A 26,064-nucleotide genomic window follows, 5' to 3' on the forward strand; every position below is an offset into this window, starting at 1 on the left:
GTGTTGTACCGGAGGTGACGCCATCGCCCCGGATCCCGGTACCTCTGTCCGTCCTCGACCGCTCCCTCACCCGGGAGGGTGAGCACCCCGGCGGTGCGCTGCGGGAGACGGTGCGTTTCGCGCGGCAGGCGGAAGCGCTGGGATTCCTGCGCTTCTGGGTCTCCGAGCACCATGCTGTCCCCGGCATCGCAGGCTCTGCGCCGACCGTCCTGGCGGCGGCGGTGGCCTCCGCCACCTCCCGGATCCGAGTCGGCACCGGAGGGGTGATGCTCCCGAACCACCAGCCGCTGGTGGTGGCTGAGCAGTTCGGGGTGCTGGAGTCGCTCCACCCCGGCCGTATCGACATGGGACTGGGGCGCTCCGTCGGCTTCACCGACGGCGTCCGCAAGGCACTGCGCGTCGGCAAGGACGCCGCCGAAGACTTCAGTGCGCAGATATCAGAACTGCTCGGCTACTTCGAGGGCACCGCTCCGGTGCGGGCCCGGCCCGCAGAGGGGCTGCGCGTACCGCCGTTCGTCCTGGCGGTCGGCTCGGGTGCCGCGGTGGCGGCCGAGCACGGACTGCCGCTGGTGATCGGGGCCTCCCGCGACGAGCAGCGGACACGGGAGGCGATACGGACCTACCGGGCGGACTTCCGGCCTCGCACCGGCCCCGGCACTCCGGGAACCGAAGCGAGGGGAGGCGTTCCCGGGGTCGCGCCCTACGTCGTCGTCGCGGTGAACGCAGCGGCCGCCGACACTCGCGCGAAGGCGGAAAGGCTGCAGGTTCCCGAGGCGTGGTCGACGGCGCTCTCCCGCACTCGCGGCACCTTCACCCCGCTCGTCCCTCCCCTGGACGTGCTCGGCCGCACGATGAGCCCGAAGGAGCGCGCCGCCTTCGACGAGGCCCGGCAGACCCAGCTGCGCGGCACCCCCGAAGAGGTCGCCGACGCGTTGGCCGGACTCGTGGAGCGCACGGGCGCCGACGAACTCCTGCTGACACTCAACACCCACGACCCCGACGACCGCCTCCGTTCCTACCGCCACCTGGCCGAGGCCGCGGGCCTGGGCCGGGGCCTGCCCGCCTCCGCGACCCGGGGCTGAGGCGAGCCGGCCGGTATCCGACCGGGACCCGCCCGAACGATGGGCGTCGCGGGCCCGGCGGTCGGGGGAGGAGTGGTTGCGCGGACCGCGGGACGCACCTGGCCATCAGCGCTGACCGGGCAGTTCCCGCTTGAGCACCTTCCCCATGTCGTTGCGCGGCAGCGCGTCCAGGAAGCGCACGTCGCGGGGGCGCTTGTGCGGCGCGAGCTGATCGGCGACCAGTTCGGTCAGCTCGTCCGCGAGCGGCGGCTGCTGCGGCGACGCCGGCACGATCCAGGCGACGACGCGTTCGCCCAGGTCGTCGTCCGGCTCGCCGGTGACGGCGGCCTCCGCGACCGCGGGATGGCCGAGGAGCACGTTTTCGATCTCGCCCGCGCCGATCCGGAAGCCGCCGCTCTTGATCATGTCGGTGGCTTTGCGGCCGACGAGCCGCACCGACCCGTCCTCGTCCCGGCTCGCCATGTCGCCGGTGCGGAACCAGCCGCCGTCGAACGCCTCGGCCGTCGCGTCGGGGCGGTTGAGGTACTCGGTGAACAGGTTCGGCCCGCGCACCTGGAGTTCGCCCACCGTCTCGGTGTCCTCCGCGGGAAGGCGCTGCCCTGCGTCGTCCACCAGCCGGATGTCCACATCGCGCAGCGGCAGGCCGACGGAACCCGCACGGGAGCTGCCCGAGAGGCGCACGCTGGTGTTCATCAGCGTCTCGGTCATGCCGTACCGCTCGATCACCCGCTTGCCCGTCGCGGCGGTGAGCCGGTCGTGGTCGTGCAGCGGCAGCGCGGCCGAGCCCGACACCAGCAGCCGCGCCCCGGCCAGCGCGCGCACCAGGTCCGGATCGCTCTCACAGGCGTCGGCGAGGCGGTGATACATGGTCGGGACGCCGAACAACATGGTGCCGCCGCCTGCCAGCTCCCGGGCCACTCCCTCAGCGCTGAAAGCCCCCAGATGGCGCAGTGCGCTCCCGCGGCGCAGCGGCCCCAGGAGGCCGAGGATCAGCCCGTGCACATGGAACAGCGGCAGTCCGTGCACCAGCACGTCGTCCTCCGTCCACTGCCACGCTTCCATCAGCGCGTCCAGATTGCTGGCCACGGCGCGCCGCGACAGCACCACGCCCTTGGGCGGACCGGTCGTGCCCGAGGTGTAGACGATGAGCGCCGCGGTCTCCGCGTTCGGCTCGGTGGGCAGGCCCCAGGCCCCCTCCTCCACTTCGTCGGGGACCGCGATGTCCGTGCGCGGCAGCGACCCGAGCGCTGCCGGAAGTTCCGCACCGGGCTCCGCCAGCACCGTCGCGGGGGCGCTGTCGTTGACGATGTGCGCCAGTTCGCTCTCGCCGCTCTTCGGGTTGACCGGGACCACGGGCACCCCGGCAAGCAGTCCGGCGACCACGCCGATCGCCGTCTCCAGGCTGGGCGTCGCCCAGACCGCGACGGGCGCCGAGGTCTGCAACCTGGTGGCCAGGCCGCCGGCCACGGCAGCCAGCCGACGGTAGCTGAGGACTCGGTCGCCGAAGCGCAGCGCCGTGTGCGAGGACGCCGCGTGCAGCGCGGGGAAGAGCAGGGACACCCGGACTCCTTTGTGATCTCTCGCGTCTGGGACCGCCAGCATCTCACCCGTCCCGCGGCCGGGGGAGCCGACGGGTCTCCCGGCCGCGGGCGGGCCGGCCGGGACGTCCCCGGCGACGCCTGCCGGGTGCCGCTCAGCCCGAGGAGCCCGTCGCCCCTGGGAACAGCGTCGTGAACGCTTCCTTCGGGTCCTCCAGGCCGCGGGCGTACGGCGCGTCGAAGTGCCAGACGAGGAAGAGCAGGAAGGCGATCAGAGCGCTGAAGATGCCCGCCAGGACCAGTTCCCTTCCGGAGCGCTGGATCTGCAGCGCGAAGAGCATGCCCACCGAGACCACCGCGCCTGCGTACAGTCCGATCCACACCACGCCCGGCATCGTGGGCCCCGCGCCGGTCGCACGTGCGGTGCGGGCGGTGTCGGCCGCGGCGATCTGGTCGATCACTGCCTGGTAGGACTGCGCCTGCTGCATGGTGGCCGGCTCGAAGGAAGCCGCGTCGCCGCGCAGTCTCCTGAGCATGCGAGTGCCCCGGTCGGTGAGCTCGCCCTGCTCCACCATGTGTGACCACTCGGTGGTGACCGCGTACCGGACGTAGGTGTCGATGTCCGCGCGTACCCGTTCGCGCTCGGCCGCCGGGTAGACGCCCACCCGCTCGCTCACCTCGTGCAGCGCCTGCGCTTCCTGGGCGAGGGCCTCGTCCGCCGCGTTGCGTTCCTCCCAGACCCCGGCGATGGCCAGGCCCAGCACGATCGCGTACACCACGCCGATCATCATCGTCATGTACTCGATCACATCCGGTGTCTCCGCCGGATCGCCCGGCGTGGCACGCCGGCGTCTGAGGACGACGACAACGACGACGACCAGACAGGCGGCGACCAGGCTGAGCGCCAGCATGAACCTTTCGGACACGGGTCCTCCACAAAGCGTTGGACAGGGGGAGAGAGGGGCGGCGGTGCACCACGTGCACGGCCGGAACGAGGTCAGTTGCCGCTCGTGCCGGTGCCTCCGGACGCCGCCTGCCGTCCACCGCTCGAACGGGGACGTAGGGCGGCGGCCGCGAGGACGGCCGGGGTGACGATCAGGAGCGTGCGGGTGACCATCGACAGGCTTCCGTCCGGTCGCTCGCGCTGGGGTGCGGAACGGCGCGGAGCGGCGACCGCGGTGCGCGAGGGCGTCGGCGAACGGAGCGGCCGGGAGGCCTCCGCGGGCCGGGGGGACACCCGCTCCGGTCGGACCGGATGGGCGGCGGCCCGGGCCTCCGACGTCTCGGGAGCGGCCCGCGGCTTCGGGGCGACAGGTGGCTCTGCGACCGGAGAACGCACCGGTTCCGAGGGCGCGGGAGACGGGGTGGGTGCGGGAGGGCTCTGCTTCGGGGGCCGCGGCGAAGGCGTCGGCGTCGGCGTCGGAGGAGTGGGCCGGGGTGGACGCGGGGCGCACGGCCGTCCCGCCGAGAGGCCGAGGCTGACACCGGGTGCCCGTACCGTCAGGGTCGCGCCCGGGCAGCGGCCGGTCCGCCCTGCCGTCGCGTCGACACGGGTTCCCCCCGTGCCGACCGAGAGGTGGGCGCCGCCGCCCCGCCGGGGCTCTCGGCCGCCCGCCGGCACGTGCGGAAGAGGGGTGGGCAGGAGGTGTGCCGACTTCACTGTCCGGGGGGTGGTGGCGGTCGGCGCCGAAGGCGGCGCCTCGGTCGCCGAAGAACTGCTCATCGCACGGGAGGACTTCGGCGGCAGGCTGCCGCCCGTTGCACCGCGCTCCGGGCGGGCGGCTGCCGCGCGCACGACGGATGCGTCGACGCCGGCGGGGGGTTCGGCACGCGCCGAGGCCGCCGCCGCTCCGCCGGCCGTTGCCCCCATCGCCAGGCACACGAGTGCCGCCGCTGCCAGCTTCTGCCGTCCGTCGAGGCCCGTGGCCTGTTTGTCTTCCCGTTGTCGCACATGCTGAGGATGTCGGGGAAGGGGTGCCGCGCAGAAGCCTTCCAGCCGGTAGTCACACGATGGGTTGAAGTGCTTGCGTGTCGGGCTGATGATGCGCCCGAACTGGCTTGCGGCCAGGGCCGGTCGGCGGGGGCGCACTTCTGCCCCTGGCGGGGCGGGTCGGGTGTTCGCCGGGCCGCAGACAGGCGGGTCGGCACCGCGCACCTGTTCGCGAACAGGCGGGCGTACCCGTTCGGAAGCGGGTACGTCCGCCCGTGCGGCGTGCGCGTGCGGCGGTCGGGCGGCCAGGCCGCCGACGGCTGCCTATCGCCGTCGGCCTATCGCCGTCGGCCTGTTGCCGGCCAGGGCCCTGCGTCGGTCTGCCGACTCCGCCCGGCTCGCCTTCCGTTCTGCTACTGCGCCTTCACCAGGTCCATGTAGTGTGCCCAGTCCCACTCGCCGCCGGGGTCGGTGTGGTCGGCGCCCGGCACCTCGTTGTGTCCGATGATGTTCCGGCGGTCCAGTGGGATCCCGTGCCGGCGGCAGACGTCCGCCGTCAGCGCTGCCGACGCCTCGTACATGGCCTCTGTGAACCAGGCCGGTTCGTCGATCCAGCCCTCGTGCTCGATGCCGACGCTGCGCGTGTTGTAGTCCCAGTTGCCCGCGTGCCAGGCCACGTTCTTCTCGCGCACCATCTGGGCCACGTGGCCGTCGTCGGAGCGCACGACGTAGTGCGCGGAGACCGCCTTGTCGGGGTTCTGGAAGATCTCCAGCGTGTCCGCGTAGTACTCCTGGGTGACGTGGATGATCACGAACTCGACCGGGTATTGCGCGGGCCGGTTCGCCGTCGTGTAGTTGGCGGAGGAGGCGGGGACCCACTCCGCCGCTGGATAGTCCACTGCGAGCGGCCTTCTGGACCGGGCCACGGCGGCTCCGCCCGAGACGAGCGAGGCGCCTGCGAGCCCGGCGGCGAGAGTGAAGCCTGCCCCTCCGCGCAGCAGCGCGCGCCGCGGGAGGTGGGGACGTGAGGGGAAGGATGCGGGGTTCTGGCGTGCTGAGTCCATCGTGTCTCCCAGTGGGGGGAATGGGTGCACGTGCAGGGCGAGTTGACGCGCGTTGATGATGGCAGCCCCCGGAAGGGCTGCCAAGAGTCGCCAGAATGTGCCATTGGACCGACCTGTGGCCGTCGTGCAGCATCCCGCCCCAGGGCAGCGGGCCGACCGTCCGTCGAGGGCCGGGGCCCCGCGGACCCCCGGCCGGCCCGGGGGCGCGTCCCCGGGCCGGCCGGTCATCCCCGGGGCCCGGCCCGGTAGGAGAGCGGGTCGTCCAGCACCACGCGCACGGCCGTGTGCGCAGCACCCAGCAGCGGTCCGCCCGCGTCGAGTTCCGAGACGAGCAGTTCCGGGAGGGCACCGGGTGCGGCCGTGCGTTCCCTCAGCTCCCGCTCCAGGGACGGCAACAGCCATGGAGCGAAGCGGGCCAGTACGCCACCGAGCACCAGAGCGCATGGGTCCAGCAGGTTCACCGTTCCGGCCAGCGCCAGCCCCAGGGCGCCACCTGCTGCCTCCAGGGCGCCCAGCGCGCGTACACCGCCTGCTGCCGCGCTCTCCCGGAGGGCGGCCAGTGCGTCGGCCCGCGGCCGGTCGGCTGCGATCCCGGCGGCGCGCAGCAGAGCCGGCTCCGCTGCGTACTGCTCCAGGCAGCCTCTGCCCCCGCAGGCGCATCGGTCTCCGTCCGGGTGCACCGGCATGTGGCCCAGCTCCCCGGCGAACCCGCGGTGGCCGCGCAGCAGTGCACCGTCCAGCACCACGGCGGCACCGATACCGACCTCGGCCGAGACGTGTACGAAGTCCCGGGGGACCCTCCCGCCGCCCAGCCAGAGTTCGGCGAGCGCTCCGAGGTTGGCCTCGTTGTCCACCGAGAGCGGCAGTGGACCCCGTTCAGCTCCCGCTTCCGCGAGCGGGGGAGCGAGGTCGACACCGTGCCACCCGAGATTGGGGGCGCGGACAACGGACGCCGTGCCGCGGGCGACCAGTCCGGGTACCGCCACCGCCAGAGCGGCCGGGGCCAGTCCGAGCCCGCGCGCCCGGGCCGCCACCTGGTCCACCAGCTCCCGCAGCGGCGTGAGCACGGCGTCCGGCACGCTGCTCCTGCCCGGCGAGTCGGTCTCCGCACGGGCGCGCACCCTGCCTCGTACGTCGATCGCGCAGACCGACAGATGGTCGACGCCGATCTCGGCACCCAGTCCGCACGGCCCGCTGTCGGTGAGCGCGAGCGCGGTACCGGGCCGCCCGGGTCCGCCGGCCGTCGGCGTCGGCCCCTGCTCGGTCAGCAGGCCGCCGCGCAGCAGCTCGTCAACGAGGGTCGAGACGGCCGTGCGCGTCAGCCCCAGCCGCCCCGCCACCGCCGCACGCGACGAAGGCCCCTGCTGGGCCACCGTGTACAGCACGCGCGACAGGTTCCGTCTGCGTATCTCCCGCTGGGGTCCGGGTGCCTCAGCTGTCATCGACTGGCTCCTTCCGGCGGCGCCCCGAGGGCCCGTCGGGGCCCGTCGCACGCCGCTGCGTACGGCCGGGGCGTACGGCCGGGGCGGGCGGCCGGAGCAGCGGCGGAGAGGTGGAGAAGCATGCACGACCGGGCATGCGGCGCCGGAGGACCGCCCGTCACGGGCGCCGGCCGAGCAGCGCGCCCGCTCCTTCGAGCGTCGCCGAGAGACGGGCCAGCGCGTCGTCGTCGCGGGCTGTGGGCTCGTACGAGGCGCCCTGCGCGGTGCGCCAGCGGCGGGCGACGGCGCCGGGGTCCTCGCCCAGCAGCAGCCCCGCGGCCTGTGCCGCGGCCCCCAGTGCCACCAGCTCCTGCGCGCTGGGCACCTGGACGGCCCGGCCGGACAGCCGCCGCACCGTCTCGCGCCATGCCGTGCCCTTGGCCCCGCCGCCGATCAGCAGCAGCGGCGCGTCCTGCGCCGCAGCCGCGTCCCCGCCCTCGGCCAGCACCCGGTCGAGCGCACGCAGCAGCGCGAAGACGGCGCCGTCGTAGGCGGCCTGGAGCACCTGGCCGCCCGTCGTGGCGTGCTGGAGTCCGCTCAGCAGGCCGGTCGCGTACGGGAGGTCGGGAGTGCGTTCGCCGTCGAGGAAGGGGAGCGCGGTGACCCGCCCGCCCGGTTCCACGTCCTCGCGGTCCCGGGAGAGCAGCGCGGCCATCCGGTCCACCGCCAGGGTGCAGTTGAGGGTGCAGGCCAGCGGCAGCCAGTCGGTGTGCGCGTCGGCGAAGCCCGCGACGGTTCCGCTCGGATCGGCGGGGCGGCGACTGGAGACGGCGTACACCGTGCCCGAGGTGCCGAGGCTGAGCACCGGTTGTCCCGGCAGCAGCCCCAGGCCGAGTGCTGCCGCCATGTTGTCCCCGGTACCGGTGGCCACCAGCGTGCCGGCCGGCAGGAACCCGTCCCCGGTCTCCCTGACCGTGCCCGCTGCTTCCCCGGAACCGAGTACGGGCGGCAGCAGGGCGGGGTCCAGTCCGGCGAGCTCCAGGATCTGCGTGTCGTAGGCGCCGGTCGCCGAGGACCACCAGCCGGTGCCCGAGGCATCGCCCCGGTCGGTGCCCGGCTGGCCGGTCAACCGTTCGGTCAGGAAGTCGTGCGGCAGCCGCACGGCAGCCGTCGACCGTGCGGCTTCCGGTTCGTTCTCCCGCAGCCAGGCCCACTTGGTGACGGTGAAGGCCGGTGCCGGGACGCTGCCGACGCGCTCGGCCCAAGCCGTGGGGCCGCCGAGGTCGGTGACCAGGCGGTCGCGCTGGGGCGCTGAGCGTACGTCGTTCCACAGCAGTGCGGGGCGCACCGGATCTCCCGCGCTGTCCAGCGTCACCAGGCCGTGCTGCTGGCCTGCGACGGACACGGCGGCTGCCTCGCCGGCTGCCTGTCCGCACTGCCCCACGGCGGTGCGCAGCGCCTGCCACCACTCCTCGGGGTCCGACTCGCGGCGGTCGCCCGGGGAGACGGTGTGCGGTGCCTGGCCCCGGGCGACCACCTGGCCGGTCGCGGCGTCCACCACGAGGGCCTTGGTGGACTGGGTCGAGCTGTCGACCCCGATGACGAACGGGCCTTCCGGTGCGCTCATGGACTGCCGCTCCCTTCCCTGGCTGCCGGTGCTGTGCGCATACTAATTTGTAAGCTCCCATGACGAATAGCTGCGCATCGAGGTGTCCGCCCGTGCGTACCAAGGGCGACGGTGCGCCGGAGAGGAACGACAGCATGAGCTACGAACCCGTACCGGCGGACAAGTTCAGCTTCGGCCTGTGGACGGTGGGCTGGCAGGGCCGGGACCCGTTCGGCGATGCGACGAGGAAACCCCTGGACCCGGTCGAGTCGGTGCACCGGCTCGCCGGACTGGGCGCCTACGGAGTCACCTTCCACGACGACGACCTCGTCCCCTTCGGCGTCCCGGACCGGGAACGGGACGCGCACGTCGCACGGTTCCGGAAGGCACTGGAGGCGACCGGCATCGCGGTGCCCATGGCCACGACGAACCTGTTCACCCACCCCGTCTTCAAGGACGGCGCTTTCACCGCCAACGACCGGGACATACGGCGCTTCGCCCTGCGCAAGACGATGCGCAACATCGACCTGGCCGCCGAACTGGGCGCGCACACCTACGTCGCCTGGGGCGGCCGGGAAGGCGCCGAATCCGGCGCGGCCAAAGACGTCCGAGCCGCCCTGGACCGGCTGAAGGAGGCCTTCGACCTGCTGGCCGAGTACGTCACCGAACAGGGCTACGCACTGGGCTTCGCCCTGGAGCCGAAGCCCAACGAACCGCGCGGCGACCTCCTGCTGCCGACGGTCGGACACGCCCTCGCCTTCATCGGGCATCTGGAGCGGCCCGAGCTCTTCGGCGTCAACCCGGAGGTCGGACACGAGCAGATGGCCGGGTTGAACTACCCGCACGCCATCGCGCAGGCCCTCTGGGCCGGCAAGCTCTTCCATCTGGACCTCAACGGCCAGTCCGGTGCCAAGTACGACCAGGACCTGAGGTTCGGCGCCGGGGACCTGCGTGCCGCGTTCTGGCTGGTCGACCTGCTGGAGCACAGCGGCTACGCGGGCCCGCGGCACTTCGACTTCAAGCCTCCCCGCACCGAGGACGTCGCCGGAGTATGGGCCTCGGCGGCCGGCTGCATGCGCAACTACCTCATCCTGCGGGAACGCGCTGCCGCGTTCCGCGCCGACCCCGCCGTCCAGGAGGCGCTGCGGGCCGCGCGGGTCGACGAACTCTCCCGCCCGACGCTCGGCCCGCAAGAGACGCCGGACGCGCTGCTCGCCGACCGCGCCGCCTTCGAGGACTTCGATCCCGCGGCGGCAGCGGAGCGGGGTATGGCCTTCGAACACCTCGACCAACTGGCGATGGACCACCTGCTGGGTGTCTGAGCCGCCGGAGGGCCGACGCTCCCGAGAGGCTCCCGCCGTCGGCGCGCGGCGGAAGCCTCTCGGGAACTGCGCGCGGTCCCGCCGCACGGCGCGCCGACCCGTCCCCGGGCGGTACAGCGCGCCATCGCGGCGAGGCGTCGGGCACCGCCGGTGGTTCAGCGCCGCAGGGCCGCGGCCTCCTGCGCGTCCACCTGGGCGGGGAGGCCGAATGTGGCGAACAGCTCCTCGCCGAAGAACGCACCCACGTGCGCGATCTGCCCTTCCCGCAGCGTGAGCACCTGGAGCTGGAACGGCCGGTGCACGCCGTCCTCCCGCAGGCTGTAGAGCCCGAAGGCGGGCTGGCCGTTCGCCCAGGTCGGCAGCATGAGGCCCTCGTCCCGGCCGATGGGGCACTGGGCCCCGATGAGGCGCACGATGTTCTCCCGGCCGCGGAACCACTCCGGGAAGGGAGGCATCTCCCAGACGGCGTCCTCCTTGAACAGGTCCACGATGGCCGTCACGTCGGAACGCTCGAACGCCGCCGCGTACCGGTCCAGCAGCTCGCGTGCCGCCGGGTCGGTCGGTTCGGTCAGCTCCTCCTCCACAGGGACGACCTGTTCGAGCTGGGCGCGGGCTCGCTGCAAGGCGCTGTTGACGCTTGCCGTCGTCGTCCCCAGCAGTTCGGCGACCTCGGCCGCGCGCCACTTGAGCACATCCCGCAGCAGCAGGACGACCCGCTGCCGGGTCGGCAGGTGCTGCAGCGCCGCCACCAGCGCCAGCCGCATCGACGAGCGGCCCACCACCACCGAGGCCGGGTCCGTGGGTCCGGAAGAGCCCGCGAACATGGCATCCGGGATCGGCTCCAGCCACGGCACCTCCGGGGCCTCGACCACCGGGCGCTCCGGGTCGTCGCTGGGCGCGCCGAGGCCGGAGGGCATCGGCCGGCGGCCGCGCTGTTCGATCGCGGTCAGACACGCGTTGGTGGCGATCCGGTAGAGCCAGGTGCGCAGCGAGGATCTGCCCTCGAACCGGTCTCCGGCCTTCCACGCCCGCAGATAGGTGTCCTGCACCAGGTCCTCGGCGTCGTGCACCGAGCCCATCATCCGGTAGCAGTGCGCCAGCAACTCGTTGCGGTACGGCTTCGCCTGCTCCAGCAGCTCTTCCGGGCTGCCGGGGGGTTCGGTCACGGGAGCGTCCGCCGAGCGGGGGCTGTCTGCCATGGTCCTGGCCTTTCGTTCTCCTCCGGGCACCCGTCGGCGCCGGCGGACACTCGTCCTCGATGAGAGGAAATGTAGAGCACAGGTCTGACAGGCCGGACCCTGACGGCGGAAGGATTCCTTCCGCGCGGTGGCCCCGCTATCGGAGCGGCCGCTTGCGCACCTCCTCCGGGACCTGGTTGGGCGGCGCAGCCGGTGGTTCCGGCTGTGCCCCGCCGCTCTCCAGCACCCCGGCGGCCGCGGGGTCCAGCACCCGGGCGAGGAAGGCACGGGTGCGTGCCTGCCGCGGCGCGCCCACGACCTGCTCGGGCGGTCCCTCCTCGACGATCAGTCCGTCGTCCATGAAGACCACCCGGTCGGCCACCTCCCGGGCGAAGCTCATCTCGTGGGTGACCACCAGCATGGTCATCCCCTCGTCGGCCAGTCCGCGCATCACCGCCAGGACATCGCCGACCAGCTCCGGGTCGAGTGCCGAGGTCGGTTCGTCGAACAGCATCAGTTCGGGTCCCATGGACAGTGCGCGGGCGATGGCCACCCGCTGCTGCTGCCCTCCGGAGAGCTGGGCGGGGTAGCCGGACTCCTTGTCCGTGAGTCCCACCCGGCGCAGATTGCGCCGTGCCACCTCCTCCGCCTCCGCCCTGCCGCGCCCCAGCACGCGGCGTTGCGCGATCGTCAGGTTGCCCAGAGCCGTCAGGTGGGGAAACAGGTTGAACGACTGGAAGACCATACCGATACGGCGCCGGACCCGGTCGATGTCCACCTCCGGGTCGGTGACCTCGGTACCGGCCACACGCACCGTGCCGGAAGTGGGTTCCTCCAGGAGGTTCACACAGCGCAGCAGCGTCGATTTGCCTGATCCGGACGGGCCGATGACGCAGACCACCTCGCCGCGCCGCACCGTGACATCGATCCCGCGCAGCACCTCCAGCTCGCCGAAGGACTTGCGCAGTCCCCGCACCTCGATCGCGGCCGTGTCCGCCGCCGCTCCCGTGCTCTCACTCACCCCGGTCACCTCGCTTTCGCCGTACGGGCCTCCAGGCGCCGCACCAGGTGGCCCAGGGGCAGCGTGATGGCCAGGTAGAACAGCCCTGCGATCAGAATCGGGGTGAGGCTGCGGTGCTGGTTGAGCGCGTCCCTGCCGAACTTCGCCAACTCGTACTGGTCCATCGACAGCCCGAGCAGATACACCAGTGAGGAGTCCTTGGTGAGCAGGATCAGCTCGTTGGCGAGCGGCGGCAGCACGATCCGGAACGCCTGCGGGATGACGATCGAGACCATCGCCCACGTCGGCGACATCCCCAGGGAACGGGCCGCCTCCATCTGGCCCCGGGGGACCGCCTGGATGCCGGCGCGGATCGTCTCGGCCATGTAGGCGGCGCCGACCAGTCCCAGCGCCAGCATCACCGTCACGTACTGGTTGATGGAGACCTGGAACGCCAGCGGCACGCCGAAACCGAGAGCGATGAACACGAGCAGCGCCGGTACGCCGCGGAAGAACTCGATGTAGGCGACGGCCAGCCAGCGGTACGGCGGTACCTGTGACAGCCGCATCAGGGCCAGCAGCAGCCCCAGCGCCAGCCCGAAGGTGAAGCCGAGCACCGTATAGATCACCGTGTTGACCAAGGCGGTGGTCACCACGTCCGGGAACTGCTTCCTCGCGACCTCGACATCGAAGAACGCGCGGCGCAGCTCGCCCCAGTCGGCGGCGAGGGCGAGGGCCAGCACGACAGCCAGCAGAATGCCGTACTGGGCGGTTCGGATGGCGCGGGTGCGGTTGCGGCGGCTCACTTCTTCGGCTCCGTGCCGAACCACTTCTTGTAGAGCTTGTCGTACCGCTTGTCGGCCTTGGCCTTCTTGAGCGTCTTGTCGATCTGCTTGCGCAGTGCGTCGTTTCCGGTGCGCACACCGATGCCGTACTGCTCACCGGTGTCGAACTCGGTGGTGACCTCGGTGTCCGGATTCTTCTTCGCGTAGTCGTAGAGCACGCCGTTGTCGTTGATCCCCGCGTCGACCTGACCGGTCTTGACGGCGCTGAGCAGCAGCGCGAGATCCTCGTAGTGGCGGACGGTCACGCCGTCGGCGTGCTTCTTGGCGTACTCCTCGCCCGTGGTGGACTGCTGGACCCCCAGCTTCCTGCCCTTGAGGTCGTCCAGGGAGTCGTACTTCCCGCCCTTCCCGGTCAGCAGCGCCTGGGTCGCCTCGAAGTAGGGAGCGGAGAAGTCGAGGTTCTTCTCGCGGACCGGGGTGATGGTCATGCCAGCGGCTGCGAGGTCGCACTTGCTCGCGTTGAGGTCCTCGCCGGACTGGATCCCCTCGAAGGGGGTGTCCACGATCTTCTGCTCGACGCCGAGGTCTTCCGCGACCAGGTCGACCAGGTCGACATCGAAACCGACGATCTTCTTGCCCTGTTTGAACTGGAACGGCTCGTAGGGCAGATGGGTACAGACGGTGAGCTTGCCCGAGGCCACCAGTTGGACCTCGTCACCGCTCTTGCCGGAGGTCTTGGTGCTGGAACAGGCGGTGACAGCCGTCAGCAGCGCGGCCGTCATGACTGCGGTCAGGGATATCCCGTACTGTCGCTTACGCGCGGATCGTGCGGACACAGCGCCTCCACAAGGGGGACAGGTCGGCAAAGGAGCCCGATCATGGCCGGTAAGTGCCGTGCATCCTGCCACCGGTGCGGGGCGCTGTCAGCTCTGCGTCCGCCGTCGGTCGCGGGCGGAGCGTCAGCCGTGTGTCCGGTTGCATTCCAGTTCGGCCCACACCGCGTGCCCCGTCGTCGTCTCGGAGCCGCTTGTGCGGGCCCTGCGTATGCCCCAGTCGTCGGCGAGCACGCTCACCAGCAGCAGGCCCCTTCCGTTCTCGCGCTCGTCGTCGCCGGTCCGGCCGCGGTCCGCGTCCTCCACGCGCATGACCGACTGGCCGCCGCCCTCGTCCGCCACCTCGATGCGGAGCCGCACTCCGATGACCCACAGCTCGCAGCTCACCTTCTCGCTGTCCGTGTGGCGGACGGCGTTGGTGAACAGCTCGGACATGAGCAGTTGCGCGTCGGCGTTGGACTCGTCGTCGACGTACCACTCGCGGAGTCTCTCCAGCACGCGTGCGCGTGCCAGGGCCACGGAGGTGTCGCGGGCCGGCAGGTGGAAGGCGTCGCGCAGCGGACGGGTCGTCGGCGCGCCGTCTGGCCGGTGTTCTAAGGGCAGGGCGTCATGGGGGGCAGCCACAGGTCCACTATGCGGTTCGTCACTCGCGTTAGGCAAGGATCAATCTGTGAATTGCAGAATTGTGTTTGACAGGGTGTGCTGGCGAGCTGGCACATGCCAAACTTCCCTCTACCGATGTCAGTTGGAGGGGAGCGGCTGTGGCGGACTCACGGACGGGCGGTGCGGCGCCCACCGTGCTGCGTGTGGTGCTCGGTAAGAGACTGCAGCACCTGCGTGAGCGTGCGGGAGTGACCTTCGAACAGGCGGCCAGATCCCTCGACGTCACGCACGCCACCATCCGCCGGATGGAGAAGGCGGAGGTCGGCCTCAAGGTCCCTTATGTGGAGAAGCTGCTGCGCACCTACGGTGTGAGCGACCCGGAGGAGATCGACGGCTTCGTCTCGCTCGCCCGGGAGGCCAATCAGCCCGGCTGGTGGCACCGGTACCGCGACGTGCTGCCCGAGTGGTTCAGCGTGTTCGTGAGTCTGGAGAGCGAGTCCGAGGTCATCCGCGCCTACGAGCCGCACTACGTCCCCGGACTGCTGCAGACGGAGAGCTACGCCAGGGCCGTACTGCGTGCGGGTATGCCGCACGCGCCGGAGGCCGAGATCAAACGGGGTGTCGCGCTGCGCATGGAACGGCAGACCGTGCTCACCCAGGAGGCGAACCCGCCGCTGCTGTGGGCCGTCATCGACGAGACGGTCCTGCGGCGCCCGCTCGGCTCGCCCGATGTGATGCGCGAGCAGATCGACCATCTCATCCAGGCCATCGAGCGGCCGAACGTGGCGCTACAGATCATGCCGTTCAGCGCGGGCCCGCATCCGGCCATGTACGGCCCCTTCCACCTCTTCCGGTTCCCTCTCGACGAGCTGCCCGACATGGTCTGCGCCGAGAGCCTCGTGGGTGCGGTCTACTTCGACCAGCGCGACGACGTCAGTGTGTTCCTCGAGGCGCTGGACCGGATGAGCGCCCAGGCCGTGCCGCTGGTGCGGACCCGGGCGGTCCTGAGTGCACTGCGCAAGGAGATCTGAAGCATGGGTCGAATCTACAACGGGATGCCCGCCGCACATCTGGGTGACGAGGGCTGGCGCAAGCCCTGGAGCGGGGGCAACGGCGGCAGTTGCGTGGAGGCGCTCAAGCTGGCCGACGGCCGGGTCGCGCTGCGTCAGTCCACCGATCCCGACGGCCCGGCGCTCATCTGCAGCCGGAGTGACATCTCGGGATTCATCGAGGCGGCCAAGGCGGGGGAAGCCGACTTCCTGGTCGGCTGAGCACACCACCGGACCGCGAAAGCCGGGTCCGGATCGACGGACGAGTGGGAGAAGCACGTGTCGGAGGCTGGATTCAGCCCGGATCAGATAGACACCACCAGGCCGCACCCGGCCCGGATGTACGACTACTACCTCGGGGGGAAGGACAACTACGAGGCCGACCGGGACGCGGCGGACCGCATCCTCACGGCTCTGCCGGACGTGGGCGTCACGGCTCGCAGCAACCGGGACTTCATGCACCGGGCCGTGCGGACAGTGGTCGACAGCGGTGTCCGCCAGATCATCGACATCGGCACCGGCATCCCCACCTCGCCCAACACCCATGACGTCGCCCGCCAGGTGGACCCCGGAGTGCGGGTCGCCTACGTGGACAACGACCCGATCGTCGCCGCCTACGCCGGAGCGAAGCTGACCAACTCCGGCAACGCCGGGTTCGTCCTGGCCGACATCCGCGATCCGGCCGCGATCCTCGACCACCCGGTCACCGGGGACCTCATCGACTTCGACGAGCCGGTCGCGCTGGCGCTGCTCGCCGTGCTGCACTTCGTCACCGACGCCGAGGACGCGGTGGGCATCGTACGGTCCCTGACCGAGCGGCTGCCCGCCGGAAGCCGCCTGATCCTCAGCCACGCGACGGCGGACTTCAACCCGAGCGACGGCTTCGGGAAGGTCGCGAAGGTCTACAACGAGGAGTCCACCTCCAGCGCCCAGTGGCGGACCGGGCAGGAGATCTCCGCCTTCTTCGAGGGATTCGAGCTTCTGGAGCCCGGTCTGGTCCAGCTCCCGCTGTGGCGGCCGGACGGGCCCGTGCCGAGCGGTGCCGACCTCCGGCGTCATATGGGGTACGGCGGCGTCGGGGTCAAGTGACCAACAGCCCGGTGCCCGGGGCCGCGACGGTCGCTGTCGCGGGCCCCGGGAACCGGGCCACCGGCCGAGGGAGCGCGTCTCGTGACGGAACGGGTGCCTCCACGGGAACCTCGATGCCGACAGTGAGTACGACATGACACAGTGGTGTCCATGACGATGCCACCGCCGCCGAACCATCCGCCTCCAGGCAGTCCGCCACCTCCGGCGCAGCCGCCGGGAGGAGGTTTCGGGCCTCCCGACTCCGGTGGTTTCGGCGCGGCTCCGGGCGGCGGCTGGCCGCCGCCTCCGCCGCCGCCCGGTCGCAACACCGGAAAGGTCGTGGCGGCGGTGGTCGCGGCGGCTGTCGTCGCGCTCGCCCTGATCACCGCGTCGGTCGTGTACCTGACGCGCGGTGACTCCGGATCCGACGACTCCGCCGGAGGCGAACCCTCCCCTTCGCAGTCGTCCTCTTCGTCCCCGGAGACGAGCCCGACGCCGACCGACGAGCCCTCCGACGAGGAGGCGACCGACTATCCGACTCCGGACGTGCCCTCCGACGATCCCGACGAGAGCCCCAGCGACGTGCCGCTCCCCTCGTTCCTTCTCCGCGTCGGTGACTGCTTCGACCAGTCAGAGGAGAGCGAGGGCGCAGTCATCGACCGCGAGTGCGACGAGTCCCACGATGCAGAGGTGGTGAGCCGCAAGAAGCTCACCGGGGACTACAGCACCAACGACGCGGTCCGCGACAAGGCGGACTCGATGTGCCGCACTTTGCTGCGGAACAAGGCGGCGAAGCAGCCGCGCGGCACGGTGGGCGGGACACTCATCACGTACCCCAAGGCGGAGAACGCGGGTACGGCCCTGAGCTATGTCACCTGCAGCCTGACGGCCGGCAAGGGCAAGCAGCTGTCCAAGCCCCTGGTGTGACCCGAGCCGGTGCGACCCGGCCGGTGTGACCGGCCGGGAGCACGCTCCCCCGTCGTGTCAACACGACAGTCTGCGCGCGTAGTTGAGGCCCCAAAGTTGGCATGGACGCATCGATCGCGGGGTAAGTCCAGCCGCGACCGAAGCGACAGCAGTTCCTACCGTGCCTATCCCTGAGAGGCCCCATGAAGCTGCGCAGACGGACGTCCACGGCTGCCGCCGTCGCCGTCCTCCTCGGACTCACCTCCCTCACCGGTGCCGCGGCCGCCTCCGCCGAAGAGGCGGCCGCGACCGGCTATGTGGCCCTCGGCGACTCCTACTCCTCCGGAGTGGGCGCCGGGGACTACGCAGGAGGCGACTGCAAGCGAAGCGCACACGCCTACCCGAACCTGTGGAACGCCGCCAACTCCCCCTCTACCTTCGACTTCACCGCCTGCTCCGGCGCCCGTACCGACGACGTGCTAGCCGGCCAGCTCGGCCCGCTCAACTCCTCCACGGGTCTGGTGAGCATCAGCATCGGCGGGAACGACGCCGGGTTCGCCGACACCATGACGACCTGCGTCATCCAGGGCGAGAGCGCCTGTCTGGCGCGCGTCCAGGAAGCCCGCGACTACGTCGAGAACACCCTGCCGGGCAAGCTCGACGGCGTCTACGACGCCATCGCCCAGCGCGCCCCCTCCGCGAAGGTCGTCGTACTGGGCTATCCCCACATCTACGAGCTCGACGGCGGCTGCATCGTGGGCATCAGCGAGAAGTCCCGGGAAGCCATCAACGCCGCTTCCGACGCCCTGGACGAGGTCACCGCGAAGCGCGCCGCCGACCACGGGTTCAGCTTCGGCGACGTCCGCCCCACCTTCTCGGGCCACGAGATCTGCTCGGACGACAAGTGGCTGCACAGCGTCACCTTCCCGATCGACGAGTCCTACCACCCCACCGCCGCCGGGCAGTCCGGTGGCTATCTCCCCGTGCTGGAGGGCCTCGCCTGACAGCACACCTTCGGTCCGTGCCGCCGCCCGTGTCCCGGGGCGGCGGCACGTCCGTCTTCAGACCCCGACCGGCGACTCCCCGTCGTCGGCCAGCGCGGCCGCGAGCGCGGCTGCCGGGTCCCGCTCCGGCCCGCCCACCGGCCACCATGCCTGCCCCCGCTTGCGGAAGGGCCACCAGCGGCCGTCCGGCCCGTACCGGAGCTGGGCCTCGCCTTCCACCACCGTCCAGCGCGGGCCCTCGCCCTGCAGTACCGGACGGACTTCCTCCTCGCCCCAGGCGAGGTCGAGTTCGGCACGCGCCTGCCGCAGCGCCGCGGGTGGCGCCGACCGGTCCGCCAGGACTACCAGCGCCTCCGCGCCGCCGAACCCCCAGGCACGCACGGCGATCTCGAGTTCGGCCTCCGAGCAGCCGCAGAACGCGGCCAGCCGGGCCGTGACGGCCGGTCCGGGGCTGGCGGCGGCGAGCCGCACGGCGTCCTCCCGAGCCGTCAACGGCCTCTGCGCCGGCCGACCGGACGTCTGCGGGGAGACGGCCGCGGCCAGCATCCGGCGCGCTGTCCCTGCCGCGTCCGCAGCCAGGAAGGAAAGTGCACCGACGTCCAGTCCCGGTGCATCGGCGACACCGTCCAACACCGCCGTCCCCGCGACCCCGCTCACCGGCGCGGGCGGTTCGGGCAGCGGGGGCAGCAGCACGCCGAGGGCGAACGCCTCCGCGACGTCCACTCCCTGCGGCATGTCCTCCTCGTGAGCGGCTGCCACGGGCGGCCTGCCGCCCTTCTCCGCGGCCTGTGCCGCACTGCGCTCCTGCAGTGTCTCCAGCAGCTCCCTCTCTCCCCTTCCCCGCATCAGCAGCAGGGCGAGCGGGTCCTCGTCCAGCAGTCGGGCGGTCTGATAGCTGAGCGCGGCCGTGTGCGCGCAGTGGTCCCATCCGCCGCACGCGCACTCAGGGTCCAGGTCGCCGACGCCGGGCAGGAGATCCAGTCCGGCATCAGCCGCGTCCTCCACCAGCCGGGGCGGCATGTCCCGGTCCAGCAGCGCGGCGATGTGGCCGGACTGCGCGACGACCACGTCCAGCAGCCGGTCCCACTCGTCCGCGGTGAGTTCGCGCAGCAGTACATCGGCGCGGCACGGTGTCCGGTCGGTGCCGAGGACCACCGCGGTGATGCGGCCGGGGCGGACTGCGACGGCCCCTACCGCGCCCCGCCGGGCGAACGCGCGGCCCAACTTGAGCTGTGCACCGTCCAGCGCGGTGTCCTCGAGCGCCTTGAGCCAGGTCCGGCCCCACCAGGTGCGGGCGAAGGCCCGGCCGCTGGCGGGGGGCAGCGGCGCGAAGACACGTTCGCGCCCCCCGGCGTCCTCCGCATCCACCGGTGTGTTCATGTCCGTCCCGCTCCCGGCCTCCGCCACGGCGTGCTCCTGCTCGTCTCCGCCGCTCAACGCTCCACCTTCCGCAGTTCGACGAGCTCGGCCAGTTCGGAGTCCGTCAGTTCGGTCATGGCCGACTCCCCACCGGTGCCGAGCACGGAGTCCGCCAGTGCCTGCTTGCGCCGCAGCATGTCGGCGATCCGGTCCTCGACGGTTCCCTCCGTCACCAGCCGGTGCACCTGAACGGGCCTGGTCTGGCCGATGCGGTGGGCGCGGTCGGTGGCCTGGGCTTCGACCGCCGGGTTCCACCAGCGGTCGTAGTGGATGACATGGCTCGCACGCGTGAGGTTCAGGCCGGTCCCGGCGGCCTTGAGGGAGAGCAGGAACACAGGTGCCGACCCTTCCTGGAAGCGGCGCACCATCTCGTCCCGCCGGGGCAGCGGGGTGCCCCCGTGCAGGCACTGGGTGGGTACGCGCCGGGAGGCGAGATGACGTTCGAGCAGCCGGGCCATCTGTACGTACTGCGTGAAGACGAGAACGGAGGCCCCCTCGGCCAGCAGGACGTCGAGTAGTTCGTCCAGCAGCTCCAACTTTCCTGAGCGCCCGGGCAGCCGGCCGCCGTGCTCCTTGAGGTACTGCGCGGGGTGGTTGCAGATCTGCTTGAGCGAGGTGAGCAGATCGACCACCAGGCCGCGCCGTTCGAACCCGTCGGTCCGCTCCAGCGCTTCCAGACTCTCGCGCACCACGGCCTCGTACAGCCCTGCCTGTTCCGGGGTCAGGGCGACCGCCCGGTCGGTCTCGGTCTTAGGCGGGAGCTCGGGCGCGACCCCCGGATCTGTCTTGCGCCGCCGCAGCAGGAACGGCCGCACGAGCCGTGCCAGCCGCTCCGCGGCCACCGCGTCGCCGCCCTCGACGGCGTCCGCGTAGCGTCTGCGGAACGTACCGAGGCGGCCGAGGAGACCCGGAGTGGTCCAGTCGAGCACCGCCCACAGCTCGGAGAGGTTGTTCTCCACCGGCGTTCCCGTCAGCGCCACCCGTGCCCGTGCCGGGATCGTGCGCAGGGCCTTGGCGGTGGCAGCGAACGGGTTCTTCACGTGCTGGGCCTCGTCCGCGACGGCCATGCTCCAGGACCCGCCGTCGCCGGGAACCAGGCGATCGGCGTCCAGTCGCATCGTGCCATAGGTCGTCAGCACGAACTCGCCCTCGCGCAGCCCCTCCAGCGAGCGGTGCGGCCCGTGGTAGCGGCGTACCGGGGTGTCCGGCGCGAATCGCTCGATCTCCCGCTGCCAGTTGCCCACCAGGGACGCGGGACACACCACCAGGGTCGGTCCGCCGCAGCCCTCGACGTGCTGTCTGCGCAGATGGAGTGCGATCAGGGTGAGTGTCTTGCCCAGACCCATGTCGTCGGCGAGGCAGCCGCCGAGGCCGAGCGAGGTCATCCGGTGCAACCAGTCCAGACCGCGCAACTGGTAGTCGCGCAGCGTCGCCCTCAGCTCGGCGGGCGGAGGCAGCCGAGGCTCCTCGCGTCGCTCCGGATCCGACAGCCGCTCCCGCAGCGTCTCCAGCCACCCAGTGGCCTCGACCTCGACGCGTGCGGCCTCCTGGCCGGCTGCCCCGGTGCAGGCTGCTCCGGTGAGGACGGCGTCGAGTGCCTCCAGCGTGCCCACCTTGCGGTCCTCGCACTGCTGTGCGGCTGCGATCTCCTGCGGAGACACGAGCACCCACTGGTCGCGCAGCCGCACCAACGGACGTCCGGCCTCGGCCAGGCGGTCGAGTTCGGCGCGGGTCACCTCCTGGTCCCCGATGGCGAAGCGCCAGTCGAAGCGCAGCAGCGTGTCGGGATCCAGTCGGGAGGGCAGCCCCCGGCGGCGCTGGTCCTGCCTGCCTGCCTCGGAGGGATCGGCTCCGCCGTCCGGGCCGATCAGGGCGTGGGAGGTGAGCGACCGGGCGAACTCCCGGGGCCAGTGCACCTGGACACCGACGGCGGCCAGGGCACGCGGAACCGAGGTGCCCAGCAGCTCGGCCACCTCTTCGTCGTCGAGCGCGAGCGAGTCGGGAACCGCCGCCGACAGCAGCGGAGTGAGGGGTTCCCAGGCAGCAACCGCGCGCCGCAGTGCGAGGAGCGCGTCCGTGCGCGCCTGTGGGCCGAATCGTTCCGTCAGGGGCGTGGTGCCCGCCCATACCGCCGCGGCGTCGGCGACCAGCGCATGGTCGCCCGGTGCGTGCAGTTGCAGCACTCCTCGGAAGACGGGGCCGCCCTGCTCCTCGGCGAGCACTCCGCTGCGTTCCGTCTCCTCGCCTGGGGTATGCGGACTCTCGATCTCGATCCGCAGCGACAGGCCGAGCCCTCCGTCGACCCCGGCGGCCAGCTCCGTGGCCCACTGCCGCAGCTGAGGCACCGCGACGGGCTCGTCACCGGCGAACGCGGCCGCTCCTGCCGCGACCGCTGCGGCAGGAGTGCGTGGCAGGCCGTCCGCGACCGCGTCCAGGAACGCCAGCAGCAGCGGGCCGGGCTCCGGCATGCGCAGCGGGCCGCCTCCGGGCAGCGGCACGGCGTGGGCGTCCGGAGGCATCGCGGCTGCCAGCTCCGCCAGCGTGGTGCGGTCCTCGCCGGTGAGCGGGCCCAGGCGCCAGGCGTCGTAGCCGGCCGGGGTCACTCCCGGCCGCAGCCGTCCCTCGGCGGACAGTCGGAGAGCGAACAGCGCGACGGCGCCCCAGAAAGCCGTGGTCGGCCCCGCTCCACCCTCCTGGCGCGCGGCATGGGCCCTGGTGAGTACGGGCAGGGCCGCTGCCACAGGAAGGGCGAGAGTCGGCACGGTGCGGGTCTCCGCACCGCCGCCGACCGGGACGGCAACTGTCAGTTCGAAGGGATCGGCATGGGGCCCGCAGTCGGCACCGTGGGTGTGGGACGGTGCCGCACCGGGCGCGGCGGGTTGCTGCACGGCCCCTTCGGGGAGCCGGAAGGCGACGCGGGATCGACGTGGCGGGTCTGCGGGCAGGAAGACGGCCACGCAGTCGGTGAGCTGGGACATCCGGGGGGTGTTTGCCAGGGTCGCTGCCACAGTGCTGATGCATTCCTCAAATTTGATTAGTGGGCGGGAGCGGCCGAGGGTACAGCACGCCGGGGCCGGGCGCTGCGTACCGGTGAATACCCGCGGCACGCGGTGGTCCCGCTCGTGCGGGAGGGAACCCGCCGTGCCCCGATGGCGTTCAATGGAAGGAGAGGCGGAGGGGCCGGACTGGACGACAGAGGGCACCCCGCCGGTGCGGAGGAGGTACGGAGATGACCAACCGAGCGAAGATCGCCGTCGGTGGGGTGGCGGTCGGGCTGCTGCTGTGGTGGCTGACGTCGTTCTGGATCGCGCTGCTGGTGATCGTGGGCGTCCCCGCGGTCGCGTACCTGGCGCTGGATCCGTCGCAGCGCAGGAGGCTGCGCAGAGTCAGCCGCAAGGAACTGGACCGCTGACTGCCGCTCGGCCCGCGGCGCACCCCGCGCAGCCTTCGCCGGACCGGGGTATGGCCTCGGCGCCGGGCGACTCGGCGCACCTGTGCCGGTGGACCCGGCCGGGTGCGGTGGCCGGGCGGCACCGAGCCGTCACGCCGCCGGGCGCAGCGCGATGCCGTCCAGGGCCGTGAGGAGTCCGGGCAGTTCGCGGCCGCGGCCGACCGGGAGGACTTCTCCGGGCGCCTCGTCCAGCAGCACGAACGCGATGTCGTCGGTGCGTGCCACCACGCTCCAGCCGGGGCCGTCCGCACGCAGGGTGCGGGACTCGCCCGAGGCGAACGCGGACCGTATCCGCCCGGGCGGCGGGGGCGCCGCCAGATAGGCCCGCACCTCCTCCAGGACCCGCCGTACCGGGGCGGCGGGCTCGCCGCCCGATTCCACGAACTCCACTTCGTCGTCGACCTGCGCTCGCCACTGCGTCCACTGGAGCGCTATCTCGTCCGCACCCAGCCGCCGCTGCGCCGGTCCCCAGCCAGAGGTGTCGGGCGGTGTGAGCAGGGGTCCGGCGTCGGCCAGCTCCCCCTCCAGGGCCGGATCGTGCGGCTCGGGCAGACCGGGTGCGGAGACCGCGAGTGCCAGCGGCCACCCGGGCAGCACCGCGACGATGTCCCTCTCATCCGGGGACAGATCCGCTTCCATGCCGCAGTCCCAGGCCGCGATGGCACATGCCACCTGCGGCACCTCCTCCGTCACCACGGTCCAGCGCGCACCGGCCCCGTCCTGTCCCAGCACGAGTCCGTACCCCTCGGCATAGGGCTCCAGGCCCAGCGCGGCACAGGCGGCGGGATAGTCGTCCGCAAGCACACTGGGGAACTGTGCGGGCGTCAGCAGCACGGCAGTCAGCACATAGAGCGAATCTTCCTCTTCCGTAGCCACCGATGACCTCCCGTTCCTGGTGGATCTCGGTGACGATAGCCCCCGGAGTCCGGAGGCGACAGACGGAACGTGTCCACGAGGGGCAGCCGAAACACCTCCGTGACCGACGCCAGGATCCGAGGGAGAGGAGCACTCCGCGTGCGCCGCTACGAACGGCTCAGCCATATCCTCCGGCTCGACCCGGAGCAGGACGCGCATGAGATCTACCGCCTGATCGCGGCATACGAGTTCCCGTGGGACTTCACCCGGGCTCTCGAACTCGCCCTGTACCGCACGTACGCAGTGCCGAGCATCGGCAGGCTCCTGGCTGCCACCGCGGAGCTGACCGACCGCTCGCAGAAGCGCTACGACGACACGGCGCTCCTGCTGGACGCCGTCGTCGAGCACGGCTTCGACAGCGTTCAGGGGCGCACCGCGGTGCGCCGGATCAACCAGATGCACCACGCCCACGACATCAGCGACGAGGACATGCGCTATGTGCTGTGCACCTTCGTCGTCATGCCCAAGCGCTGGCTCGACGCGTTCGGCTGGCGTCGTCTCACCGAGCACGAGCTGCGCGCCGTCAGCACCTACTACCGCACCCTCGGGCGGCGGATGGGCATCAAGGGGATTCCCGGCAGCTACGCGGAGTTCGAGCGCTTCCTCGACCGCTACGAGGCGGAGCACTTCGGCTGGGACGAGGGAGCGCGGAAGGTCTCCGACGCCACCTTGGAGCTGATGGCGTCCTGGTATCCGCGCCCGCTCGCTCCCCTGGTGCGCGGTGCGAGTCTGGCGCTGCTCGACGACGCGCTGCTGCGGGCGTTCCGCTACCCGGAGCCGGGCGTTCTCGCCCGGCGGCTGACCCGGGGAGTACTGCGACTCCGCGGCCGGGGGGTGCGGCTGATGCCGCCGCGCCGGCGGCCGCACTACGCCAGGCAGAACCCGGAGATCAGGGGCTACCCCGGCTACCCGAACGGCTTCCGTATCGCTGACCTGGGGGTCTTTCCCGCCCGAGGCGACCGGGTCGGCTCGGGCTGTCCTGTGCCGCGGGCGGCGGAGGAGCCCCGTGACCGGCATGCCTGAGCGCGGCGCCCCGGCGCGTTCGGTCGGCGCCGGGGCGCCGGGATGCCGGTCCGGTTGACCGGTTCCGGTGCCGGGGCGTCACCGGGTCTGTCGCTCCGCCAGTGCCAGGTATCCGTCGTCTTCGTCGGCAAAGGACACCAGTCGCCAGCCCGTGGCCTCGAGCAGCGTTCGCAGCTGTGGTTCGGCCCGGATGTCGTCCGGCGTGAGCTGCCGACCCCGGCGGGCGGCCAGCGCGGCGCGGCCCACCGGGTGGAAGAGCGCGAGCCGCCCGTGCGGGCGAACGACGCGCGCCAGCTCGCGCAGACCGCTCTGCGGGCCGGGGAGATGGGAGATGAGTCCGGCCCCGAACACCGCGTCCAGGCAAGCCGTCCGCAAGGGGAGCCGGGCGACGTCGGCGAGGAACAGCAGGGCCGTGCCCTCCCGGCCCGCCCTTGCCACCTCTTCCAGCATCTCCGGGGTGAGGTCGGCGCCCAGTACCGTTCCCTCCGGACCCACCGCGTTGCGCAGCGCGGGCAGCGCCCGTCCGGTTCCGCACCCCGCGTCGAGAACGGCGTCGCCGGGACGCAGCCCGATTTCGGCCACGGCCGCCGTGTAGGCGGGTCCGTCGTCGGGGAAGCGTGCGTCCCAACGGGCGGCCCGCTCCCCGAAGAACGCCCGTACGGCCTCCCGATCGTCTGCCAGGTCGTGTGCCATCCTCCTATCCTCCCCGCCCGGCGGGGACTTCGGCAAAGCCGGTTCGGGTTCGGTCCCTCGTTACCTCTGTGACAGTTGCGACAGGGGAGTAACTGTGCGCAACAGATGACCACCTCATGGTTGCTGACTGTGCTCTCGTGGGTAAGGGTGGCACGGCAGATGCCGAGGAATAGG

At 71.9% G+C, this 26,064-nt stretch carries 23 protein-coding genes; 9 read left to right on the top strand and 14 right to left on the bottom strand.

What is annotated here, in order from left to right:
* Positions 1–14 precede the first annotated feature (14 nt).
* On the top strand, positions 15–1,082 hold the full coding sequence (locus ACFYNS_RS12400; RefSeq protein WP_360299524.1) for an MsnO8 family LLM class oxidoreductase: 1,068 nt from the start codon (positions 15–17) through the stop codon (positions 1,080–1,082).
* A 105-nt stretch (positions 1,083–1,187) separates the two neighbouring features.
* Here the strand turns inward: ACFYNS_RS12400 and ACFYNS_RS12405 are convergent, their stop codons facing one another.
* The 5 genes from ACFYNS_RS12405 to xylB form a co-directional block, all read right to left on the bottom strand.
* Positions 1,188–2,642: an acyl-CoA synthetase gene (locus tag ACFYNS_RS12405; RefSeq protein ID WP_360299521.1), complete on the bottom strand. Its 1,455-nt coding sequence runs from the start codon at positions 2,640–2,642 to the stop codon at positions 1,188–1,190.
* A 133-nt stretch (positions 2,643–2,775) separates the two neighbouring features.
* Positions 2,776–3,546 carry a hypothetical protein gene (locus ACFYNS_RS12410; protein WP_360299519.1) on the bottom strand — a complete coding sequence of 257 codons (771 nt, stop codon included), beginning with the start codon at positions 3,544–3,546 and terminating at the stop codon, positions 2,776–2,778.
* Between the two features lie 1,417 nt (positions 3,547–4,963).
* Entirely contained in the window at positions 4,964–5,614 is a 651-nt protein-coding gene (locus tag ACFYNS_RS12415; protein WP_360299516.1) for an N-acetylmuramoyl-L-alanine amidase, read from the bottom strand.
* 224 nt (positions 5,615–5,838) lie between these two features.
* Positions 5,839–7,056, bottom strand: a complete 1,218-nt coding sequence (locus ACFYNS_RS12420; RefSeq protein WP_388602451.1) for an ROK family protein — start codon at positions 7,054–7,056, stop codon at positions 5,839–5,841.
* Positions 7,057–7,213: 157 nt separating this feature from the next.
* Positions 7,214–8,662 carry a xylulokinase gene (gene xylB, locus ACFYNS_RS12425; protein WP_388602452.1) on the bottom strand — a complete coding sequence of 483 codons (1,449 nt, stop codon included), beginning with the start codon at positions 8,660–8,662 and terminating at the stop codon, positions 7,214–7,216.
* Between the two features lie 134 nt (positions 8,663–8,796).
* Between xylB and xylA the strand changes: the two genes are divergently transcribed.
* Complete coding sequence (gene xylA, locus ACFYNS_RS12430) at positions 8,797–9,963, top strand: xylose isomerase (RefSeq protein ID WP_360289474.1); 1,167 nt, start codon at positions 8,797–8,799, stop codon at positions 9,961–9,963.
* Positions 9,964–10,118: 155 nt separating this feature from the next.
* Here the strand turns inward: xylA and ACFYNS_RS12435 are convergent, their stop codons facing one another.
* The 5 genes from ACFYNS_RS12435 to ACFYNS_RS12455 form a co-directional block, all read right to left on the bottom strand.
* Positions 10,119–11,162: a sigma-70 family RNA polymerase sigma factor gene (locus ACFYNS_RS12435; RefSeq protein ID WP_360289472.1), complete on the bottom strand. Its 1,044-nt coding sequence runs from the start codon at positions 11,160–11,162 to the stop codon at positions 10,119–10,121.
* Positions 11,163–11,298: 136 nt separating this feature from the next.
* Positions 11,299–12,162: an amino acid ABC transporter ATP-binding protein gene (locus tag ACFYNS_RS12440; protein ID WP_360289470.1), complete on the bottom strand. Its 864-nt coding sequence runs from the start codon at positions 12,160–12,162 to the stop codon at positions 11,299–11,301.
* A gap of 5 nt (positions 12,163–12,167) precedes the next feature.
* Positions 12,168–12,947, bottom strand: coding sequence for an amino acid ABC transporter permease (locus ACFYNS_RS12445; protein ID WP_360289468.1), 780 nt, complete (start codon positions 12,945–12,947; stop codon positions 12,168–12,170).
* The gene (locus tag ACFYNS_RS12450; RefSeq protein WP_388602649.1) at positions 12,944–13,708 is read right to left on the bottom strand and encodes a basic amino acid ABC transporter substrate-binding protein; all 765 of its coding nucleotides are present in this window, start codon (positions 13,706–13,708) and stop codon (positions 12,944–12,946) included. The genes ACFYNS_RS12445 and ACFYNS_RS12450 overlap by 4 nt, the downstream gene beginning before the upstream one ends.
* Before the next feature lie 177 nt (positions 13,709–13,885).
* Positions 13,886–14,383 (bottom strand): ATP-binding protein, encoded by a 498-nt coding sequence (locus tag ACFYNS_RS12455; protein ID WP_388602457.1) that lies wholly within the window; start codon positions 14,381–14,383, stop codon positions 13,886–13,888.
* Positions 14,384–14,520: 137 nt separating this feature from the next.
* Between ACFYNS_RS12455 and ACFYNS_RS12460 the strand changes: the two genes are divergently transcribed.
* The 5 genes from ACFYNS_RS12460 to ACFYNS_RS12480 all read left to right on the top strand — a co-directional run bounded on the left by ACFYNS_RS12460 (position 14,521) and on the right by ACFYNS_RS12480 (position 18,389).
* Positions 14,521–15,393, top strand: coding sequence for a helix-turn-helix transcriptional regulator (locus ACFYNS_RS12460; RefSeq protein WP_276476676.1), 873 nt, complete (start codon positions 14,521–14,523; stop codon positions 15,391–15,393).
* A 3-nt stretch (positions 15,394–15,396) separates the two neighbouring features.
* A complete protein-coding gene (locus tag ACFYNS_RS12465) occupies positions 15,397–15,633 on the top strand; it encodes a DUF397 domain-containing protein (RefSeq protein ID WP_026005066.1) in 237 nt (78 codons plus the stop codon).
* 57 nt (positions 15,634–15,690) lie between these two features.
* The gene (locus tag ACFYNS_RS12470; protein WP_388602460.1) at positions 15,691–16,500 is read left to right on the top strand and encodes an SAM-dependent methyltransferase; all 810 of its coding nucleotides are present in this window, start codon (positions 15,691–15,693) and stop codon (positions 16,498–16,500) included.
* A gap of 318 nt (positions 16,501–16,818) precedes the next feature.
* Positions 16,819–17,406 carry a hypothetical protein gene (locus ACFYNS_RS12475; protein WP_360289461.1) on the top strand — a complete coding sequence of 196 codons (588 nt, stop codon included), beginning with the start codon at positions 16,819–16,821 and terminating at the stop codon, positions 17,404–17,406.
* Positions 17,407–17,588: 182 nt separating this feature from the next.
* Positions 17,589–18,389 carry an SGNH/GDSL hydrolase family protein gene (locus tag ACFYNS_RS12480; protein ID WP_360289459.1) on the top strand — a complete coding sequence of 267 codons (801 nt, stop codon included), beginning with the start codon at positions 17,589–17,591 and terminating at the stop codon, positions 18,387–18,389.
* Between the two features lie 57 nt (positions 18,390–18,446).
* On the opposite strand, the gene ACFYNS_RS12485 is transcribed toward ACFYNS_RS12480, so the two are convergent.
* Together ACFYNS_RS12485 and ACFYNS_RS12490 are read right to left on the bottom strand one after the other, a co-directional pair.
* On the bottom strand, positions 18,447–19,826 hold the full coding sequence (locus tag ACFYNS_RS12485; RefSeq protein WP_388602463.1) for an SWF or SNF family helicase: 1,380 nt from the start codon (positions 19,824–19,826) through the stop codon (positions 18,447–18,449).
* On the bottom strand, positions 19,823–22,786 hold the full coding sequence (locus tag ACFYNS_RS12490) for a DEAD/DEAH box helicase (RefSeq protein WP_388602465.1): 2,964 nt from the start codon (positions 22,784–22,786) through the stop codon (positions 19,823–19,825). The genes ACFYNS_RS12485 and ACFYNS_RS12490 overlap by 4 nt, the downstream gene beginning before the upstream one ends.
* 251 nt (positions 22,787–23,037) lie before the next feature.
* On the opposite strand from ACFYNS_RS12490, the gene ACFYNS_RS12495 reads away from it, so the two are divergent.
* Positions 23,038–23,220, top strand: coding sequence for a hypothetical protein (locus ACFYNS_RS12495; protein ID WP_019359107.1), 183 nt, complete (start codon positions 23,038–23,040; stop codon positions 23,218–23,220).
* Positions 23,221–23,349: 129 nt separating this feature from the next.
* Here ACFYNS_RS12495 and ACFYNS_RS12500 read toward each other — a convergent pair whose 3' ends face one another.
* The gene (locus ACFYNS_RS12500) at positions 23,350–24,135 is read right to left on the bottom strand and encodes a hypothetical protein (RefSeq protein WP_360289455.1); all 786 of its coding nucleotides are present in this window, start codon (positions 24,133–24,135) and stop codon (positions 23,350–23,352) included.
* Between the two features lie 138 nt (positions 24,136–24,273).
* Between ACFYNS_RS12500 and ACFYNS_RS12505 the strand changes: the two genes are divergently transcribed.
* The gene (locus ACFYNS_RS12505) at positions 24,274–25,197 is read left to right on the top strand and encodes an oxygenase MpaB family protein (RefSeq protein ID WP_388602467.1); all 924 of its coding nucleotides are present in this window, start codon (positions 24,274–24,276) and stop codon (positions 25,195–25,197) included.
* Between the two features lie 78 nt (positions 25,198–25,275).
* Here the strand turns inward: ACFYNS_RS12505 and ACFYNS_RS12510 are convergent, their stop codons facing one another.
* Positions 25,276–25,890: a methyltransferase domain-containing protein gene (locus tag ACFYNS_RS12510; RefSeq protein WP_360289451.1), complete on the bottom strand. Its 615-nt coding sequence runs from the start codon at positions 25,888–25,890 to the stop codon at positions 25,276–25,278.
* Positions 25,891–26,064 lie beyond the last annotated feature (174 nt).

Source organism: Streptomyces sp. NPDC006925 (assembly GCF_042869575.1).
GTDB lineage: Bacteria > Actinomycetota > Actinomycetes > Streptomycetales > Streptomycetaceae > Streptomyces.

What these genes read in the sequence shown, in the direction of transcription:
- ACFYNS_RS12495 (WP_019359107.1), top strand. Translation starts at nt 23,038, where the DNA reads ATGACCAACCGAGCGAAGATCGCCGTCGGTGGGGTGGCGGTCGGGCTG.
- ACFYNS_RS12450 (WP_388602649.1), bottom strand. Translation starts at nt 13,708, where the DNA reads ATGACGGCCGCGCTGCTGACGGCTGTCACCGCCTGTTCCAGCACCAAG.
- ACFYNS_RS12465 (WP_026005066.1), top strand. Translation starts at nt 15,397, where the DNA reads ATGGGTCGAATCTACAACGGGATGCCCGCCGCACATCTGGGTGACGAG.
- ACFYNS_RS12420 (WP_388602451.1), bottom strand. Translation starts at nt 7,056, where the DNA reads ATGACAGCTGAGGCACCCGGACCCCAGCGGGAGATACGCAGACGGAAC.
- ACFYNS_RS12490 (WP_388602465.1), bottom strand. Translation starts at nt 22,786, where the DNA reads ATGTCCCAGCTCACCGACTGCGTGGCCGTCTTCCTGCCCGCAGACCCG.
- ACFYNS_RS12435 (WP_360289472.1), bottom strand. Translation starts at nt 11,162, where the DNA reads ATGGCAGACAGCCCCCGCTCGGCGGACGCTCCCGTGACCGAACCCCCC.
- ACFYNS_RS12415 (WP_360299516.1), bottom strand. Translation starts at nt 5,614, where the DNA reads ATGGACTCAGCACGCCAGAACCCCGCATCCTTCCCCTCACGTCCCCAC.
- xylA (WP_360289474.1), top strand. Translation starts at nt 8,797, where the DNA reads ATGAGCTACGAACCCGTACCGGCGGACAAGTTCAGCTTCGGCCTGTGG.
- xylB (WP_388602452.1), bottom strand. Translation starts at nt 8,662, where the DNA reads ATGAGCGCACCGGAAGGCCCGTTCGTCATCGGGGTCGACAGCTCGACC.
- ACFYNS_RS12480 (WP_360289459.1), top strand. Translation starts at nt 17,589, where the DNA reads ATGAAGCTGCGCAGACGGACGTCCACGGCTGCCGCCGTCGCCGTCCTC.
- ACFYNS_RS12510 (WP_360289451.1), bottom strand. Translation starts at nt 25,890, where the DNA reads ATGGCACACGACCTGGCAGACGATCGGGAGGCCGTACGGGCGTTCTTC.